The following is a 13,170-nucleotide window of genomic DNA, read 5'->3' on the forward strand; positions in this document are numbered from 1 at the left end:
CTCAGTTCTCGCTCGTCGGCCGGTCGGCCCGGTGCTCGCTGATGATCTGATCGACCATCTCGGCGTTTCGCTCCTTGCGCCGATCTTCGGCCCGCTCTTCCCAGTCCTCGATCGCGGCCTCGACCTCTCGCTCGCGCGTGACGGCCAGTTCGTCGACCTCCTGGACGGTGACGAGGTCGGCCGGCGCGACCGGCACGTCGCGGTCGAACAGCACCTCGTCGGCGGCGTCGGAGAGGTTCCCGTTCCGGAGGACGAGCATCGGGTCGATGTCGGCGAGCTGCTGGGCCGTCGACCGGCCCGCGCCGGAGGCGTCGCGGAACATGATCACGTCGTCTTCGACGAGGCCGAAGCGCTCGTCGGCGTCGTCGATGGCGTCGCGCGTGAACTGCTCGACGACCTTCACCGGCGTCAGTCCCTCGCGCTTCTCGGACACGTCGGCGAAGTTCGAGTGATCGAGCTTCCACAGCTCTTTCAGCCGTTCGAGCTTGTCTGCCAGCGCCTCGCGCTTCTCCTGTTCCTCCTCGACGTTCCGCTCCAGCGCCTCGTTGCGCCGCTGGAGCCGCGTCACCTCGCGGTCCTTCCGCACCTCCCGGCGGCCCTCGCTGCGGGCCTTCTCCAGTTGCGACTCTTTCTCGGCGATGCGCTCGTCTTTCTGCTGGATCGTGTCCTTGAGGTCGTCGACGTGTGACTCCAGCCGGTCGATGCGGGCCCGCAGTCGCTTGATCTCCTTCTCGTCGTCGGTGAGTTCGCGGGGCTCGTGCGCCGTGGTGTCTTCCTCGTCGCCCTCGTCGTCGTCGAGGTCCCGGAGGACCGCCTCCACGGACTCTTCGCCGGCGACGACGCGGTCGACGACCGTCCCCACGTCGAACTGCGGCGGGACCTTGCTCGCGATGCGGTCGAACTGGTCGGCGTGGTTGTCGAAGGCGTACAGCGCCGCCGCCATCGCGTCGCGCTCGTGGTCGTTGTCGTAGGACTCCTCGCGAGTCCGGTGTTTCTTCTCGTCGACCGGGAGATCGCGGTTGGGCTTCCACCCGGCGGCGCTGAACGACCGGCGGAGCTTCTCGACCGTCTCGGGCATCGGCGTCACGTCGGCGGCGACGACCACCGGGCGGCCCCGTTCGATGATCCACTCGGTCGTCGCGGCCGCGTCGTCGGTCCGCGAGGAGTACACGTCCAGCACGGTGCCGTCGAGGGAGACGATGGCGACGGCCGTCGTCGTGCCGGGGTCGACGCCGACCACGACGTGGTCGCGGCGCTTTGCGAGCGGCCGGAACTCGATGCCGTCGCGGCGCTGGCGCTCGATCTCGACCCGGGTGTCTCCCGAGCGACTCGCCGACACGGGGATGTCCTGCGGTCGGGCAGATACCTCGAAGACGGCGTTCGAGAAGCCGCCGTACTTCTCTGTCGCGTCGCGGTCGTACGCCAGCCCGGCGGCGTCCAGTTCGGACCCGACCTCGCGGGCGCGCTTCTTGACCGCGCCGTGGATGCGCCGGGTGTAGCGGTCCTCGGACCAGCCGCCCTTGCCCGTCGAGCGGCCCCGCGAGACCTTCACCTCCGTCGTGTCGGTGAACGCCGACACCTCCTGGCCGACGTTCGCGGCGGCCAGTCTGGCGGCGGCTTCGGCCTCCTCCATCGGGTCCTTGCCGTAGGGGACGCCGTGGCGCTTTGCGACCCGCGAGAGGGGTTCGGGCCGCTCGTCGCCGGTCACCTGCACCAGCTTCGTCGCGTCGGGCAGCGAGCCCAGGAAGTGTATCAGTGCGTCCTTGTCGGCGGCCAGTTCGTACATGTTGTCCGTCGCGACGATGGCCGGCTCCTCGCCCTCGATCCGCCGGCGGAGCTTCCGGCGCGAGACCACGTCCCGCTCGATGGACTCGCCGTCGAAGACCACCAGCGCGTAGGAGGGCGCGTCGCCGCGCACGTCGCCGCTCTGGATGTCGACCCCGAAGACGACCGCGTCGAGCGCTGCCGTGCGGTTCACGGACCGTGTTAGGCGACGAGCGATAATAAATCCGTTCCGGGCTAGCAACCGTGGGAGTGTCTTCGTGTGTGCTAGCGATGGTGCACAGCCAGCCGGGGGTCTCTGGCGCGCTGTCCCATCACCTGCCAGATGAGACACCTTTTTGACAGCCTGCCGACCCCAACGCCTCTTACCCCGGCGGTCCGACGGTCCGGTATGCCTGGGATTCGGTTCCGCATCCATCACACTCGGGAGGCCGGCCGACATGCCCTCTGAAAAAGAGAAGATGCTGGCCGGTGAGCCATACGACCCGAGTGACCCCGAACTCGTCGCCGCCCGCAAGCGGGCGAACGAGCTCACACGACGGTACAATCAATCCGACCCGGCCGACGACGCTGCCCGGCAGTCCCTCCTTCAGGACCTGTTTGGCACCGTCGGCCAGGAGCCCCATGTCGAACTGCCCTTCCGGTGTGACTACGGCGAGAACGTCCACGTCGGGGACGGCTTCTACGCGAACTTCGACTGCGTCGTGCTGGACGTGTGCCGGGTCGAGATCGGCGACGACTGCCTGCTCGGTCCCGGCGTCCACGTCTACACCGCGACCCACCCGCTCGACCCGGACGAGCGCCGCGGCGGGGCCGAGTACGGCAAGCCGGTGACGCTGGGCGACAACGTCTGGGTCGGCGGCCAGGCGGTCGTCAATCCGGGTGTCACCGTGGGTGACGACGCGGTGATCGCCGCCGGCGCGGTCGTCACCGACGACGTGCCCGCCGGCGTCGTCGTTCAGGGCAACCCCGCCACTGTCGTCCGCGAGATCGACGCTGACGGGCACTGATTTTTGTACCACCCGCGTGACGTGTCCACTATGTCACGCCGCGCCACCTACGCGCTCTGTCAGTTCCAGCAGCATCTCGGGCCGTCCGCGGACTCGCTCGACGTTCCCTGGGCCGAGTACTCCGGCGACGCGACCGACCCGGCCACCTTCGAGGTCCCCACGTCCCGACCGACCGATCCGTACGTCCAGATGCAGGTCTTCGACGTGGCGGACTTCGACCACGAGATCGTGGTCAACGGCGAGCCCCTGACGGGCTTCGACATCGCACCGGGCGAGGGCTGGCAGCTCTGGATGGACACGATCAGCCCCGACCAGCTCCACGCCGGCGAGAACACGCTCACGTTCCGGCGGAACGCCGACTCCGACGACGCGTTCGTCGTCGGCGCGGTGACCGTCCACTGGAAACAGCCCGTCGAGTGACGGTATAAACGAGCGGCGACGCCACACCCCCTCCGTGCCAATCGGTGGCACAAATATTCGAGGGGGCCGCCCACGTACGGCGGTTTTCACCGTTCCGCGAACTTCGACCGCTCATGGCGGCGCACACTCTAACCCCTACTTTTATATAGAACCACATACAATCTCAGTCTGATTATGAGCCAACGCCAGATGCAGGGCCAGCCGATGATCATCCTGGGAGAAGACTCCCAGCGGATGAAGGACAAGTCCGCTCAGGAACACAACATCTCGGCCGCTCGCGCGGTCGCCGAGTCTGTACGCTCGACGCTCGGCCCGAAGGGGATGGACAAGATGCTCGTCTCCTCGATGGGCGACGTGACCGTCACGAACGACGGCGTCACCATCCTCTCGGAGATGGACATCGACAACCCGACGGCCTCGATGATCGTCGAGGTCGCGGAGACACAGGAAGACGAGGCCGGCGACGGGACGACGTCCGCCGTCGCCATCGCGGGCGAGCTCCTGAAGAACGCCGAGGACCTCCTCGAGCAGGACATCCACCCGACGGCCATCATCAAGGGCTTCAACATGGCCGCCTCGCAGGCGAAAGACGAGCTCGACGACATCGCCACCGAGGTCGACCCCGACGACGAGGAACTCCTGAAGAAGGTCGCCGAGACCTCGATGACGGGCAAGGGCGCCGAGCTCAACAAGGAGCTGCTCGCCCAGATCATCGTCGACGCGGTCAACGCCGTCACCGTCGAGGCCGAGGACGGCTCCGTCATCGCCGACCTCGAGTACCTCAACATCGAGACCCAGACCGGCCGCTCGGCCGGCAACTCCGAGCTCCTCGAGGGCGCGGTCATCGACAAGGACCCCGTCCACGAGGAGATGCCCACCGACTTCGACGACGCCGACGTGCTGCTCGTCGACACCGCCATCGAGCTCGACGAGACCGAGGTCGACGCCCAGCTCTCCGTCGACGACCCGAGCCAGCTCCAGAACTTCCTCGACAAGGAGGAAGCACAGCTCAAGGAGATGGTCGACCAGATCGCCGACACCGGCGCTGACGTGGTCTTCTGCCAGAAGGGCATCGACGACATGGCCCAGCACTACCTCGCCCAGAAGGGCATCCTGGCGGTCCGCCGCGCCAAGAAGTCCGACATCGAGTTCCTGAAGGAGGTCCTCGGCGCGCGGATCGTCTCCGACCTCGACTCCGCGACCGCGGAGGACCTCGGCCACGGCTCCATCTCGCGCGACGAGAACGAGGGCCTGTTCTACGTCGAAGGCAGCAACGACGACGCCCACGGCGTCACGCTCCTGCTCCGCGGCTCGACCGACCACGTGGTCGACGAGCTCGAACGCGGCGTGCAGGACGCGCTCGACGTGGTCGCCTCCACCGTCGCCAACGGCAGCGTCCTCGGCGGCGGCGGCGCGCCCGAGGTCGAGGTCGCCGCGCGGCTGCGCGACTACGCCGACGGCGTCGAGGGCCGCGAGCAGCTCGCCATCGAGTCCTTCGCCGACGCGCTGGAGATCATCCCGCGCACGCTCGCCGAGAACGCCGGTCTCGACAGCATCGACACGCTGGTCGACCTGCGCGCCGCTCACGAGGACGGCGACGTCAGCGCCGGCCTGAACGTCTTCTCCGGCGACGTGGAGAACACGCTCGACACCGGCGTCGTCGAGCCGACCCACGCCAAGCGCCAGGCCATCTCCTCGGCCGCCGAGGCCGCGAACCTGGTGCTCAAGATCGACGACATCATCGCTGCCGGCGACCTCTCGACCTCCGGTGACGGGGACGAGGGCGCCGGCGGTCCCGGCGGCGCGCCCGGCGGCATGGGCGGTATGGGCGGCGGCATGGGCGGCATGATGTAAGCGAGGGTTTGAGCAACGCGAAAACCCTCGGTATTGCGAGCGGGGAACGCAGTGACCCGCGAGCAGGGAGAACCGAATCCCCGTCCGATGGACGGTGGCTAGCGGACGCAGTTTACGACGCATTTTCCGTTAGATACGCCGCGGAGAGCGCCTCGGCCGCTCTGCTGACCGCCCGGGCCTGAGTTGAGGCGGTTCCGTGGTGTGCATCTGGGTCTCGATATCGAACGGTGAAACAGGAGAAACGATTACGGTGTTCCATGGTCAAGCATCGGTGTCCCAGTCCGCCCGGGGGTGGCGACTGGTGACCTCCAGGGTGTGGCACCCATTTCGTTTCCGTTTTCCGTCCATCGAAGGAACCGTCCGACAGCCCGGTCACTCGCGTGGCCGTGGTCCCCCGACGTGGAAGTATAAGTGCCGCCGCGTTCCAGCCTTCACCATGCAGACGCTGCTTCTCGGTCCCGATGCCGTCGAGGAACACGCCGCGATGCCGGCCGTCATCGAGGCGGTCGCGGACGCGTTCGCCGCCGACGCGCGAGGCGAGACGATCATGCCGGCGAAGTCCTACATCGACCTGCCCCAGTACAACGGCGACTTCCGGTCGATGCCGGCCTACGTCGCCGCCGAGACGTGGGACGCCGCCGCGGTCAAGTGGGTCAACGTCCACACGGACAACCCCGCGGATCACGACCTGCCCACGGTGCTCGGCACGCTCATCTACTCCGACCCCGAGACGGCGTTCCCGCTGTCGGTGATGGACGGCACGGTCCTCACGCGCCTGCGGACCGGGGCCGCGGCCGCCGTCGCCACAGACCACCTCGCCGTCGCCGACGCGGACTCGCTCGGCCTCGTCGGCGCGGGGACGCAGGCCTACACGCAACTGGAGGCCATCGCCGAGGTGCGCGACATCAAGACGGTGGTCGTCGCGGACCGGAGCGAGGAGAGACAGCGCGCGTTCGTCGACGCCTCCGACGACCGGTTCGACGTCCGCGCGGGGAGCATCGAAGACGCCGCCGGCTGTGACGTGCTGTCGACGATCACGCCGGTCGAGTCGCCCATCGTCGAGCGCGAGTGGCTGGGCGAGCGGACCCACGTCAACGCCATCGGGGCCGACGCCGCCGGGAAACACGAGCACGACGACCGGACGCTGCTCGACGCGAAACTGGTCATCGACGACTACGAGCAGTGCACCCACTCCGGCGAGATCAACGTTCCCTGGAGCGAGGGCGTCCTGACCGACGACGACCTCTACGGCGAACTCGGGGACATCGTGGCCGGCACGCTGGAGGGGCGGACCGACGGCGACGGCCTCACCGTCTTCGACTCGACGGGGCTGGCCATCCAGGACGTGGCCGCGGCGCACGTCGTCTACGAGCACGCCAGCGAGGCCGGCGACGGGACTGGCTTCTCGCTCGTCGGCACCGACGCGACCTGATTACGACGGCGTGAGCGCGTCGGTGATCTTCGAGATGAGCCAGACGATGGCGAGGAACGGGAGCAGGGGGAACAGCAGGACGAGCAGGCCGAGGAACATCCCCCAGCCGAACACGTCCATCCCCTCGTCGCGGTGGGGCCGCGACCCCGGCGTGACGGTTCGAAGCGGCTTCGGCAGTAGCGAGCGGTCCTGCGCGTCGTCGTCCGCTGAGTCGGCCATACGTGCTCTTGCGCTGAAACGTGTATAAGCCTAGGCCCGACGGTCACATCGCGCCGGCGACGCCGCTGCCGATGGCGGCCCCGCAGTTCCCACAGGCCACGAGGTAGAACCGCTTGGAGGCCGTGAAGAAGCCGGTCGTCGAGTCCATGTCGAGGAACTCCACGTCGTCCTGGTCGGTCATCTCCGCGTCGCACTCGGGACAGTGGACCATCAGGCCGCACCTCCGTTGGACTTCGCGCCGGCGACGCCGCTGCCGATGGTGACGCCACAGGCCGCGCAGTTGGCCGCGTAGAACCGCTTGGAGGCTTTGATGACGCCGACCGCCGAGTCAACTTCGACGAACTCGATGTCGTCGGCCGTTTCGAGCGAGGTCTCACAGTCAGGGCAGTGTACCATACACTCGTCCCTCAGATCGAATCCACGAAAGTCTTGTGTCGACTGTGCGGTCGCCTCCGGTCGTCTCACGCGGGCTGACTCACGCCGTCTCGGTCGCCAGCGCCTCCCCGAGTTCGAGCGTGATCGACACCTCGACGGGAGCCGGTCCCGGCGCGGTCGACTGGTCGGTGTAGTCGAGCGCGAACAGGAACTCGCCACGGGCCAACTGTCTCGTCACGGAGGCGTCCGTCACCCCGACGCGGCTGTACTCGGAGACGACCGACACGTCGCGGGCTCCGTCCTGAAAGCGGTCGTAGGCGTCGCGCTCGAACACGAGGCAGTCCACGGGCGTGTCGCCGTCGACCGACACCTCGTAGTCGAGAACGTCGCCGCTCGCCCGCTCGGAGTTGGTGAGCGCGACGGCCTGAAACTCGCCCGGCTGCAGCGACGCCGTCCCCTCCCACTGGAAGGAGCGAACGGCCCGCCGCTCGTCGCCGGGGTAGTCGTCGGCGTGGTCGGGCGCGCCGTCGCCGTCGCGGTCCGGCCGGGGCGTCGGCGTAGAGGAGTCGCCGAACCCGACACAGCCGCTACCGAGTGCGCTCGCTCCCGCCACGAACGCCCGTCGCGTCAGTTTCATCGAAACGCACGGCTCCGGGGGAGCAGTTCTCGGGCGCGGTCGCCCGTCCCAGTCACGCTTCGTCTCCCTCCTCGGCGAGGTCCGTAACGTCAGTGTAGACGGCGTACGCGGATTCGCCGCCGGTCGGCGAGTCGATCGGAATCGCGTGCAGCCGGAACTCGCGCGCCCCGTCGACCGTCTCCCGGGTGACCTCCCAGACGGTGGCTTCTCCGGCCCTCGTCCGCTCGGTGACGGCCCGCGCACGCTCGGCCTGCGCCTCGGTCCTCGTCACGAGGTCGTCGAGGTTCCGGCCGATGGGGTCCGTCTCCGACGGGACGAACAGGTCTTCGAACGCGGGGTTGACGCTCTGGATGAGCGGCTCGTCGTCTTCGAACGTGACCGACGCGATCGCGTTCGGCGTGTGCGTGAACAGCACCTCGTACCGGCGCGTCGTCTCGGCCGCCCGCAGTTCGGCCCGCCGCTGTGCCACCGCGTTCGCGAGTCGGTTCGCCAGGAGCTCGTACTGTTTCGTCCCGCGTTCCTTCTGCAGGTAGTCCGTGACGCCGGCGGAGATGGCCTCGCTGGCGACCGCCTCGCTCCCCTTCCCGGTGAACAGCACGAACGGGAGGTCGGGGTACTCCTCGCGGACGCGTTCGAGGAACTCGATGCCGTTCCTGCGGGGCATATCGTAGTCCGAAACCACGCAGTCGAAGGCCTCGCTCGCCAGCAGCGAGAGCCCTTCGCTGGCCCGGTGAGCGGTCGTCACGTCGAAGTGCTCGCCAGTGCGTTCGAGAAACGTCGCTGCAAGCTCCGCGAAGTCGGGGTCGTCGTCGACGTGGAGGACGCGAATTTCGTCACGCAAACTGACTGTACTGTTGCGATGTTCCCGGAAAAGGGTTCCGTCAAACCACTGGCTGATTACAGTATCGACCGGGGTCTGCACGGCGGCCGTCTCCCGAAGGGAAAGGTATAGCACCGTCGCTACCGGAAGTTGCCATATCATGACTACGACCGGTGAGGAACGCGAGCGGGGGTTCGACCACGCGGAGATCGAGCCCCGGTGGCAGCGCACGTGGGAGGACGCCGACGTGTTCCGGATCGCGGACGACGAGACGGACCCCGAGTACGTCCTGGCGATGTTCCCCTACACCTCCGGCGAGCTGCACATGGGTCACGTCCGGAACTACACCATCACGGACGCCTTCGCCCGCTTCGAGCGCATGCGCGGCGAGAGCGTCCTGCACCCGATGGGCTGGGACTCCTTCGGCCTGCCCGCCGAGAACGCCGCCGAGGAGCGCGACACCAACCCCCGGGACTGGACGATGCAGTGCATCGAGTCGATGCGCGAGCAGCTGAAGGAGATGGGCTTCGGGTACGACTGGGAGCGCGAACTCGCGACCTGCGAGCCGGAGTACTACCGCTGGAACCAGTGGCTGTTCAAACAGTTCCGCGATGAGGGGCTGGTCGAGCGACAGGCCGCCGAACTGAACTGGTGTCCCTCCTGCGAGACGGTGCTGGCCGACGAGCAGGTCGAGGGGGAGGCCGAACTCTGCTGGCGGTGTGACACGCCCATCGAGCACCGCGAGATGGACCAGTGGTTCTTCACCATCACCGACTACGCCGAGGAACTGCGTGCGGCCCTCGACGACCTCGACGGCTGGCCGAACAACGTCCGGGAGATGCAGCGCAACTGGATCGGCAAGCAGGAGGGCGCGAGCGTCGCCTTCGAGGTCGGCGACTACGGCGCGGTCGACATCTTCACCACGCGACTGGACACCATCCACGGGGCGACCTACTTCTCGCTGGCCCCCGGGCACCCGGTCGCCCGGGAAATCGCGGAAGAGAACGAAGAGATCGCGGAGTACGTCGAGATGGCCGAGGCGGCCGACGAGGACGACCTCGACGTGACCTCCGGCGTCTTCACCGGCGAGTACGCGACCAATCCCGCCACCGGCGAGGACATCCCCGTCTACGTTGCCGACTACGTCCTGACCGACGTTGGCACCGGTGCGCTGTACGCCGTCCCGGCCCACGACGAGCGCGACCACGAGTTCGCCGAGGCCCACGACATCGACATCGTGCAGGTCGTCGAACCGACCGACGGCGCGGACGCTGACCCCGAAGACATCGACGTACAGGAGGCGGCCTATCCCGAGGACGGCCTGTTGGTCAACAGCGGCGAGTTCGACGGCCTCACCAGCGAGGACGCGCGCGACCGCTTCGTCGAGGAGTTCGACGGCGAGCACCGCACGGAGTACAACCTCAGGGACTGGGGGATCTCGCGCCAGCGCTACTGGGGCACGCCCATCCCGATGATCCGCTGCGACGACTGCGGCTACGTCGAGGTCCCGGACGAGGACCTCCCCGTCGAACTGCCAGAGTTCGTCCACACCACGGGGAACCCGCTCGACGCCGCCGAGGAGTGGAAGCACGTCGACTGTCCGGACTGCGGGGCCGACGCCGTCCGCGAGACGGACACGATGGACACGTTCGTCGACTCCTCGTGGTACTTCCTGCGCTACACCTCGCCGGCTCTCGACGACGCCCCCTTCGACGCCGAGCGGGCCGGCGACTGGATGCCCGTCGACCAGTACGTCGGCGGCATCGAACACGCCGTCATGCACCTGCTGTACGCCCGCTTCTTCACGAAGGTGCTCGACGACCTCGACATGGTCGACGGCGTCCGCGAGCCCTTCACGAACCTCACGAACCAGGGGATGGTGCTCGGCGAGGACGGCAACAAGATGTCCAAGAGCCTCGGCAACGGCGTCTCGCCCCAGCGTATCATCGAGGAGTACGGCGCGGACACGGCCCGCCTGTTCATCATGGAGGCCGCCCAGCCCGAGAAGGAGTTCGCCTGGAGCCCCGAGGGCGTCCAGTCGGCCCACAGCTTCCTCCAGAACGTCTACACGCTTGCCGAGGAGTACGCCGACGGCGAGGGAGGTAGCGAGGCGCGGAGCGCCTCGAACAGCGACGCCGACGAGATCGCAGACTACGTCGCCCGCGAAATCGACGCCACCGCCGCGACGGCGACCGCGGAGTTCGAGGACTTCCGCTTCAACCACGCGCTCCAGGCCGTCCGCGAGATGGTGTCGCTGCTGCGCCGCTACCGCGAGGCGACGACGCCCGACGCCGAGACGTTCGAGCGCGGCCTCACGACTGCGGCGAAGCTGCTCGCGCCCGTCGCCCCCCACGTCGCCGAGGAGATGTGGGACGCCCTGGGCGGGGACGGCCTCCTCGCCGAGGCCGAGTGGCCGGCGGCCGACGCCCCCGAGGGCTACGACATCGAGCGCCGCCTCGTCGAGAACACGCGCGAGGACGTCCGCGACATCGTCGACACCGTCGGTATCGAGGATCCCCAGACCATCACGCTCGCCGTCGCGCCGGCGTGGAAGCACCGCGTGCTCGACCTCGCTCGCAACGCCGACGGCAACGTCGTCGGGACCGTCATGCAGGACGAGGACCTCCGCGAGCACGGCGAGGCCGCGGCGGACTTCGCGAAGGAACTCGCGGGCCGCGCGCAGTCCCTCGACGAGCAGCTACCGCCCGAACGTGAGCGCGAGGCGCTCGAACGCGCCGCGTGGCTGATCGAGCGAGAGTTCGGTGCCGAGGTCGTCGTGCAGGGGCCAGACGAAGCGGACGACGGCCTCGTGAGCAAGGCCGGCCCCGGCCGCCCGGCCATCGACATCGCCGAGTGAGGCGCTCGCGGCCCGCTGGCCGCCGAGCCGCCTAGTCGGCACTGACCAGTCCGGTGTCGACCAGGTCCTCGTAGACGTTCGCCGCGTGACCGTCGGGCGCGACGCGCTCGTAGACGCCGACGACCTGCTCCTGCGCGATGACGAACGTCGTCCGCCCGGCCCGGCCGTCGGTCAGTTCCACGTCGAACGCCGCCGTGATGCGTCCCTCGGGGTCGGCGAGCAGGTCGAACGAGAGATCCTGTTTCTCGGCGAACTCGCGGTGGCTCGCCACGCCGTCCGTCGACACGCCGTACAGTTCGACGCCCGCGTCCGCGAACTGCTCGGCCTGCGTCTCGAACTGGTTCGCTTCGATCGTACAGCCCGGCGTGTCGTCCGCCGGATAGAAGAACAACACCGTCGGCCGCTGGAACCCCGGCTGGACGGGCTCGCCGCGCTGGTTCTCGGCTCGTATCGTCGGCACGTCGGTTCCGGGCGATAGCACCATCGTCAGTTGACGGGGATGTCCGTCCCCTCGTCGTCGGTGTCGCTCGTGACCTTCCCCAGCCGGACCGTGAGGACGCCGTCCTCGTAGCTCGCCGTGGTCTCGCTCTCCTCGACCGCCTCCGGGAGCGGGACGGACCGACTGAGCGACTGCTCGCGGCGCTCGCGCTGGACGTAGTGGCCGTCGCTCGTCTCGCGCTCCTCGCTGGCCGACGCGCTGATCGTGAGCTTGCGGTCCTCGACCAGCTGTACGTCGATGTCTGCGCTGTCGTAGCCCGGCAGGTCCGCGTGGACGACGAACGCGTCGCCCTCGTCGATCACGTCGACCGGGATGGAGCCGAGGTCGACGCCGAACTGCTCGCCCAGCATGTCGAACGCGCGCTCGATCTCAGAGAACGGGTCTCTGTCTGACATGTCCGGGGGTACGCGTGCCCGGGACTTAAGCCTAGAACGGGTACGACGGTCAGTTGATGACCGTCTCGGAGTCGTACGAGCCCAGCCGGCGGACCCAGCCGCCCTCGGCGATGCCCTCGATGTCGGCGAGGGCGTCCTGCGTGCGCTCCTCGTAGAGGCCGGCGGCGATGTCGATGTGGAAGACGTAGTCGCCGAGTCGCTCGCCGCTGGGGCGGGACTCGACGCGCGTGAGGTTGATGTCGCGGTCGGCGAAGGGCTCCAGCATCTCCAGCAGCAGGCCGGGGTAGTCCACGTCGGGGTAGACGATGAAGGAGGTCTTCCCGCCGGCCTCGGCGCGCTCGCTGGCGGGCGCGACGACGACGAAGCGGGTGGCGTTCGAGGACTGGTCCTGGATGTCCTCGGCGAGCACCCGCAGTTCGGTCCCGTTGGTCGCGTTCTCGGGGTGGCCGATGGCCGCGACGCTCGGGTCCTCGCGGGCGCGCTCGACGCCCCGGGCCGTCGAGGCGACGGCCTCAACGTCGACGCCGGGGTAGTGCTCGTCGAGCCAGCCGCGACACTGGGCCAGCGCCTGCGCGTGGCTGGCGACGAGGCCGAACGAGTCACCCTGTGCCAGCAGGGCGTGGCGGATCGGCGTGATGATCTCCTTGACGACGGCGACGTCGTACTCGGCGAAGGCGTCGAGCGACTCCGTCACCGACCCCTCGATGCTGTTCTCGACGGGGACGACGCCGCGGTCGGCCTCGCCCTCGGCGACGGCCTCGACGATGGCGGTCACCGACTCGGCGAACGACACCTCGTCGTCGGTGACTGCCTGTGCGGCGCGGTGCGAGTAGGTCCCCGCGGGTCCGAGCGTCACGGTGGTCATACCCT

Annotated in this window: 14 protein-coding genes; 5 read left to right on the forward strand and 9 right to left on the reverse strand. The window is 68.5% G+C overall.

Annotated elements, in window-relative coordinates; genetic code table 11:
* Position 1: 1 nt before the first annotated feature.
* Entirely contained in the window at positions 2–1,978 is a 1,977-nt protein-coding gene (locus tag GM656_RS11185; RefSeq protein WP_162413742.1) for a DUF460 domain-containing protein, read from the reverse strand.
* A 244-nt stretch (positions 1,979–2,222) separates the two neighbouring features.
* Between GM656_RS11185 and GM656_RS11190 the strand changes: the two genes are divergently transcribed.
* The 4 genes from GM656_RS11190 to GM656_RS11205 all read left to right on the forward strand — a co-directional run bounded on the left by GM656_RS11190 (position 2,223) and on the right by GM656_RS11205 (position 6,498).
* On the forward strand, positions 2,223–2,792 hold the full coding sequence (locus tag GM656_RS11190; RefSeq protein WP_162413743.1) for a sugar O-acetyltransferase: 570 nt from the start codon (positions 2,223–2,225) through the stop codon (positions 2,790–2,792).
* Between the two features lie 30 nt (positions 2,793–2,822).
* Positions 2,823–3,212, forward strand: coding sequence for a DUF7383 domain-containing protein (locus GM656_RS11195; protein WP_162413744.1), 390 nt, complete (start codon positions 2,823–2,825; stop codon positions 3,210–3,212).
* A 174-nt stretch (positions 3,213–3,386) separates the two neighbouring features.
* Positions 3,387–5,066: a thermosome subunit beta gene (gene thsB / locus GM656_RS11200; protein ID WP_174242972.1), complete on the forward strand. Its 1,680-nt coding sequence runs from the start codon at positions 3,387–3,389 to the stop codon at positions 5,064–5,066.
* Positions 5,067–5,502: 436 nt separating this feature from the next.
* On the forward strand, positions 5,503–6,498 hold the full coding sequence (locus tag GM656_RS11205) for an ornithine cyclodeaminase family protein (protein ID WP_162413745.1): 996 nt from the start codon (positions 5,503–5,505) through the stop codon (positions 6,496–6,498).
* Here the strand turns inward: GM656_RS11205 and GM656_RS11210 are convergent, their stop codons facing one another.
* From GM656_RS11210 to GM656_RS11225, 5 genes are all read right to left on the reverse strand, one after another.
* Positions 6,499–6,717, reverse strand: a complete 219-nt coding sequence (locus tag GM656_RS11210; RefSeq protein WP_162413746.1) for a DUF7535 family protein — start codon at positions 6,715–6,717, stop codon at positions 6,499–6,501.
* Positions 6,718–6,760: 43 nt separating this feature from the next.
* On the reverse strand, positions 6,761–6,928 hold the full coding sequence (locus tag GM656_RS19125) for a hypothetical protein (protein WP_174242973.1): 168 nt from the start codon (positions 6,926–6,928) through the stop codon (positions 6,761–6,763).
* Positions 6,928–7,113 (reverse strand): hypothetical protein, encoded by a 186-nt coding sequence (locus GM656_RS11215; protein WP_162413747.1) that lies wholly within the window; start codon positions 7,111–7,113, stop codon positions 6,928–6,930. Before GM656_RS11215 ends, GM656_RS19125 begins: the two co-directional genes overlap by 1 nt.
* Positions 7,114–7,192: 79 nt before the next feature.
* Entirely contained in the window at positions 7,193–7,729 is a 537-nt protein-coding gene (locus GM656_RS11220; protein ID WP_162413748.1) for a hypothetical protein, read from the reverse strand.
* A gap of 52 nt (positions 7,730–7,781) precedes the next feature.
* Positions 7,782–8,570, reverse strand: a complete 789-nt coding sequence (locus GM656_RS11225) for a response regulator (protein WP_194242952.1) — start codon at positions 8,568–8,570, stop codon at positions 7,782–7,784.
* Between the two features lie 139 nt (positions 8,571–8,709).
* On the opposite strand from GM656_RS11225, the gene leuS reads away from it, so the two are divergent.
* Positions 8,710–11,406, forward strand: coding sequence for a leucine--tRNA ligase (gene leuS / locus GM656_RS11230; protein WP_162413750.1), 2,697 nt, complete (start codon positions 8,710–8,712; stop codon positions 11,404–11,406).
* Positions 11,407–11,437: 31 nt separating this feature from the next.
* On the opposite strand, the gene GM656_RS11235 is transcribed toward leuS, so the two are convergent.
* Genes GM656_RS11235 through pheA form a run of 3 tightly spaced genes read right to left on the reverse strand, consistent with a single transcriptional unit; the run spans position 11,438 to position 13,165 of the window.
* Positions 11,438–11,890 carry a peroxiredoxin gene (locus GM656_RS11235; protein WP_162413751.1) on the reverse strand — a complete coding sequence of 151 codons (453 nt, stop codon included), beginning with the start codon at positions 11,888–11,890 and terminating at the stop codon, positions 11,438–11,440.
* A 2-nt stretch (positions 11,891–11,892) separates the two neighbouring features.
* A complete protein-coding gene (locus GM656_RS11240) occupies positions 11,893–12,300 on the reverse strand; it encodes an Hsp20/alpha crystallin family protein (RefSeq protein ID WP_162413752.1) in 408 nt (135 codons plus the stop codon).
* Positions 12,301–12,349: 49 nt separating this feature from the next.
* Positions 12,350–13,165, reverse strand: coding sequence for a prephenate dehydratase (gene pheA, locus GM656_RS11245; protein WP_162413753.1), 816 nt, complete (start codon positions 13,163–13,165; stop codon positions 12,350–12,352).
* Positions 13,166–13,170: the final 5 nt, after the last annotated feature.

The sequence above is a fragment of the Haloarcula salina genome, assembly GCF_010119195.1.
Lineage (GTDB): Archaea > Halobacteriota > Halobacteria > Halobacteriales > Haloarculaceae > Haloarcula > Haloarcula salina.

Bases quoted from the DNA above. Each gene is read 5' to 3' on its own strand.
- GM656_RS11205 (WP_162413745.1), top strand. From the start codon at position 5,503: ATGCAGACGCTGCTTCTCGGTCCCGATGCCGTCGAGGAACACGCCGCG.
- GM656_RS11195 (WP_162413744.1), top strand. From the start codon at position 2,823: ATGTCACGCCGCGCCACCTACGCGCTCTGTCAGTTCCAGCAGCATCTC.
- thsB (WP_174242972.1), top strand. From the start codon at position 3,387: ATGAGCCAACGCCAGATGCAGGGCCAGCCGATGATCATCCTGGGAGAA.
- GM656_RS11220 (WP_162413748.1), bottom strand. From the start codon at position 7,729: ATGAAACTGACGCGACGGGCGTTCGTGGCGGGAGCGAGCGCACTCGGT.
- leuS (WP_162413750.1), top strand. From the start codon at position 8,710: ATGACTACGACCGGTGAGGAACGCGAGCGGGGGTTCGACCACGCGGAG.
- GM656_RS11190 (WP_162413743.1), top strand. From the start codon at position 2,223: ATGCCCTCTGAAAAAGAGAAGATGCTGGCCGGTGAGCCATACGACCCG.
- GM656_RS19125 (WP_174242973.1), bottom strand. From the start codon at position 6,928: ATGGTCCACTGTCCCGAGTGCGACGCGGAGATGACCGACCAGGACGAC.
- pheA (WP_162413753.1), bottom strand. From the start codon at position 13,165: ATGACCACCGTGACGCTCGGACCCGCGGGGACCTACTCGCACCGCGCC.
- GM656_RS11215 (WP_162413747.1), bottom strand. From the start codon at position 7,113: ATGGTACACTGCCCTGACTGTGAGACCTCGCTCGAAACGGCCGACGAC.
- GM656_RS11235 (WP_162413751.1), bottom strand. From the start codon at position 11,890: ATGGTGCTATCGCCCGGAACCGACGTGCCGACGATACGAGCCGAGAAC.
- GM656_RS11210 (WP_162413746.1), bottom strand. From the start codon at position 6,717: ATGGCCGACTCAGCGGACGACGACGCGCAGGACCGCTCGCTACTGCCG.
- GM656_RS11240 (WP_162413752.1), bottom strand. From the start codon at position 12,300: ATGTCAGACAGAGACCCGTTCTCTGAGATCGAGCGCGCGTTCGACATG.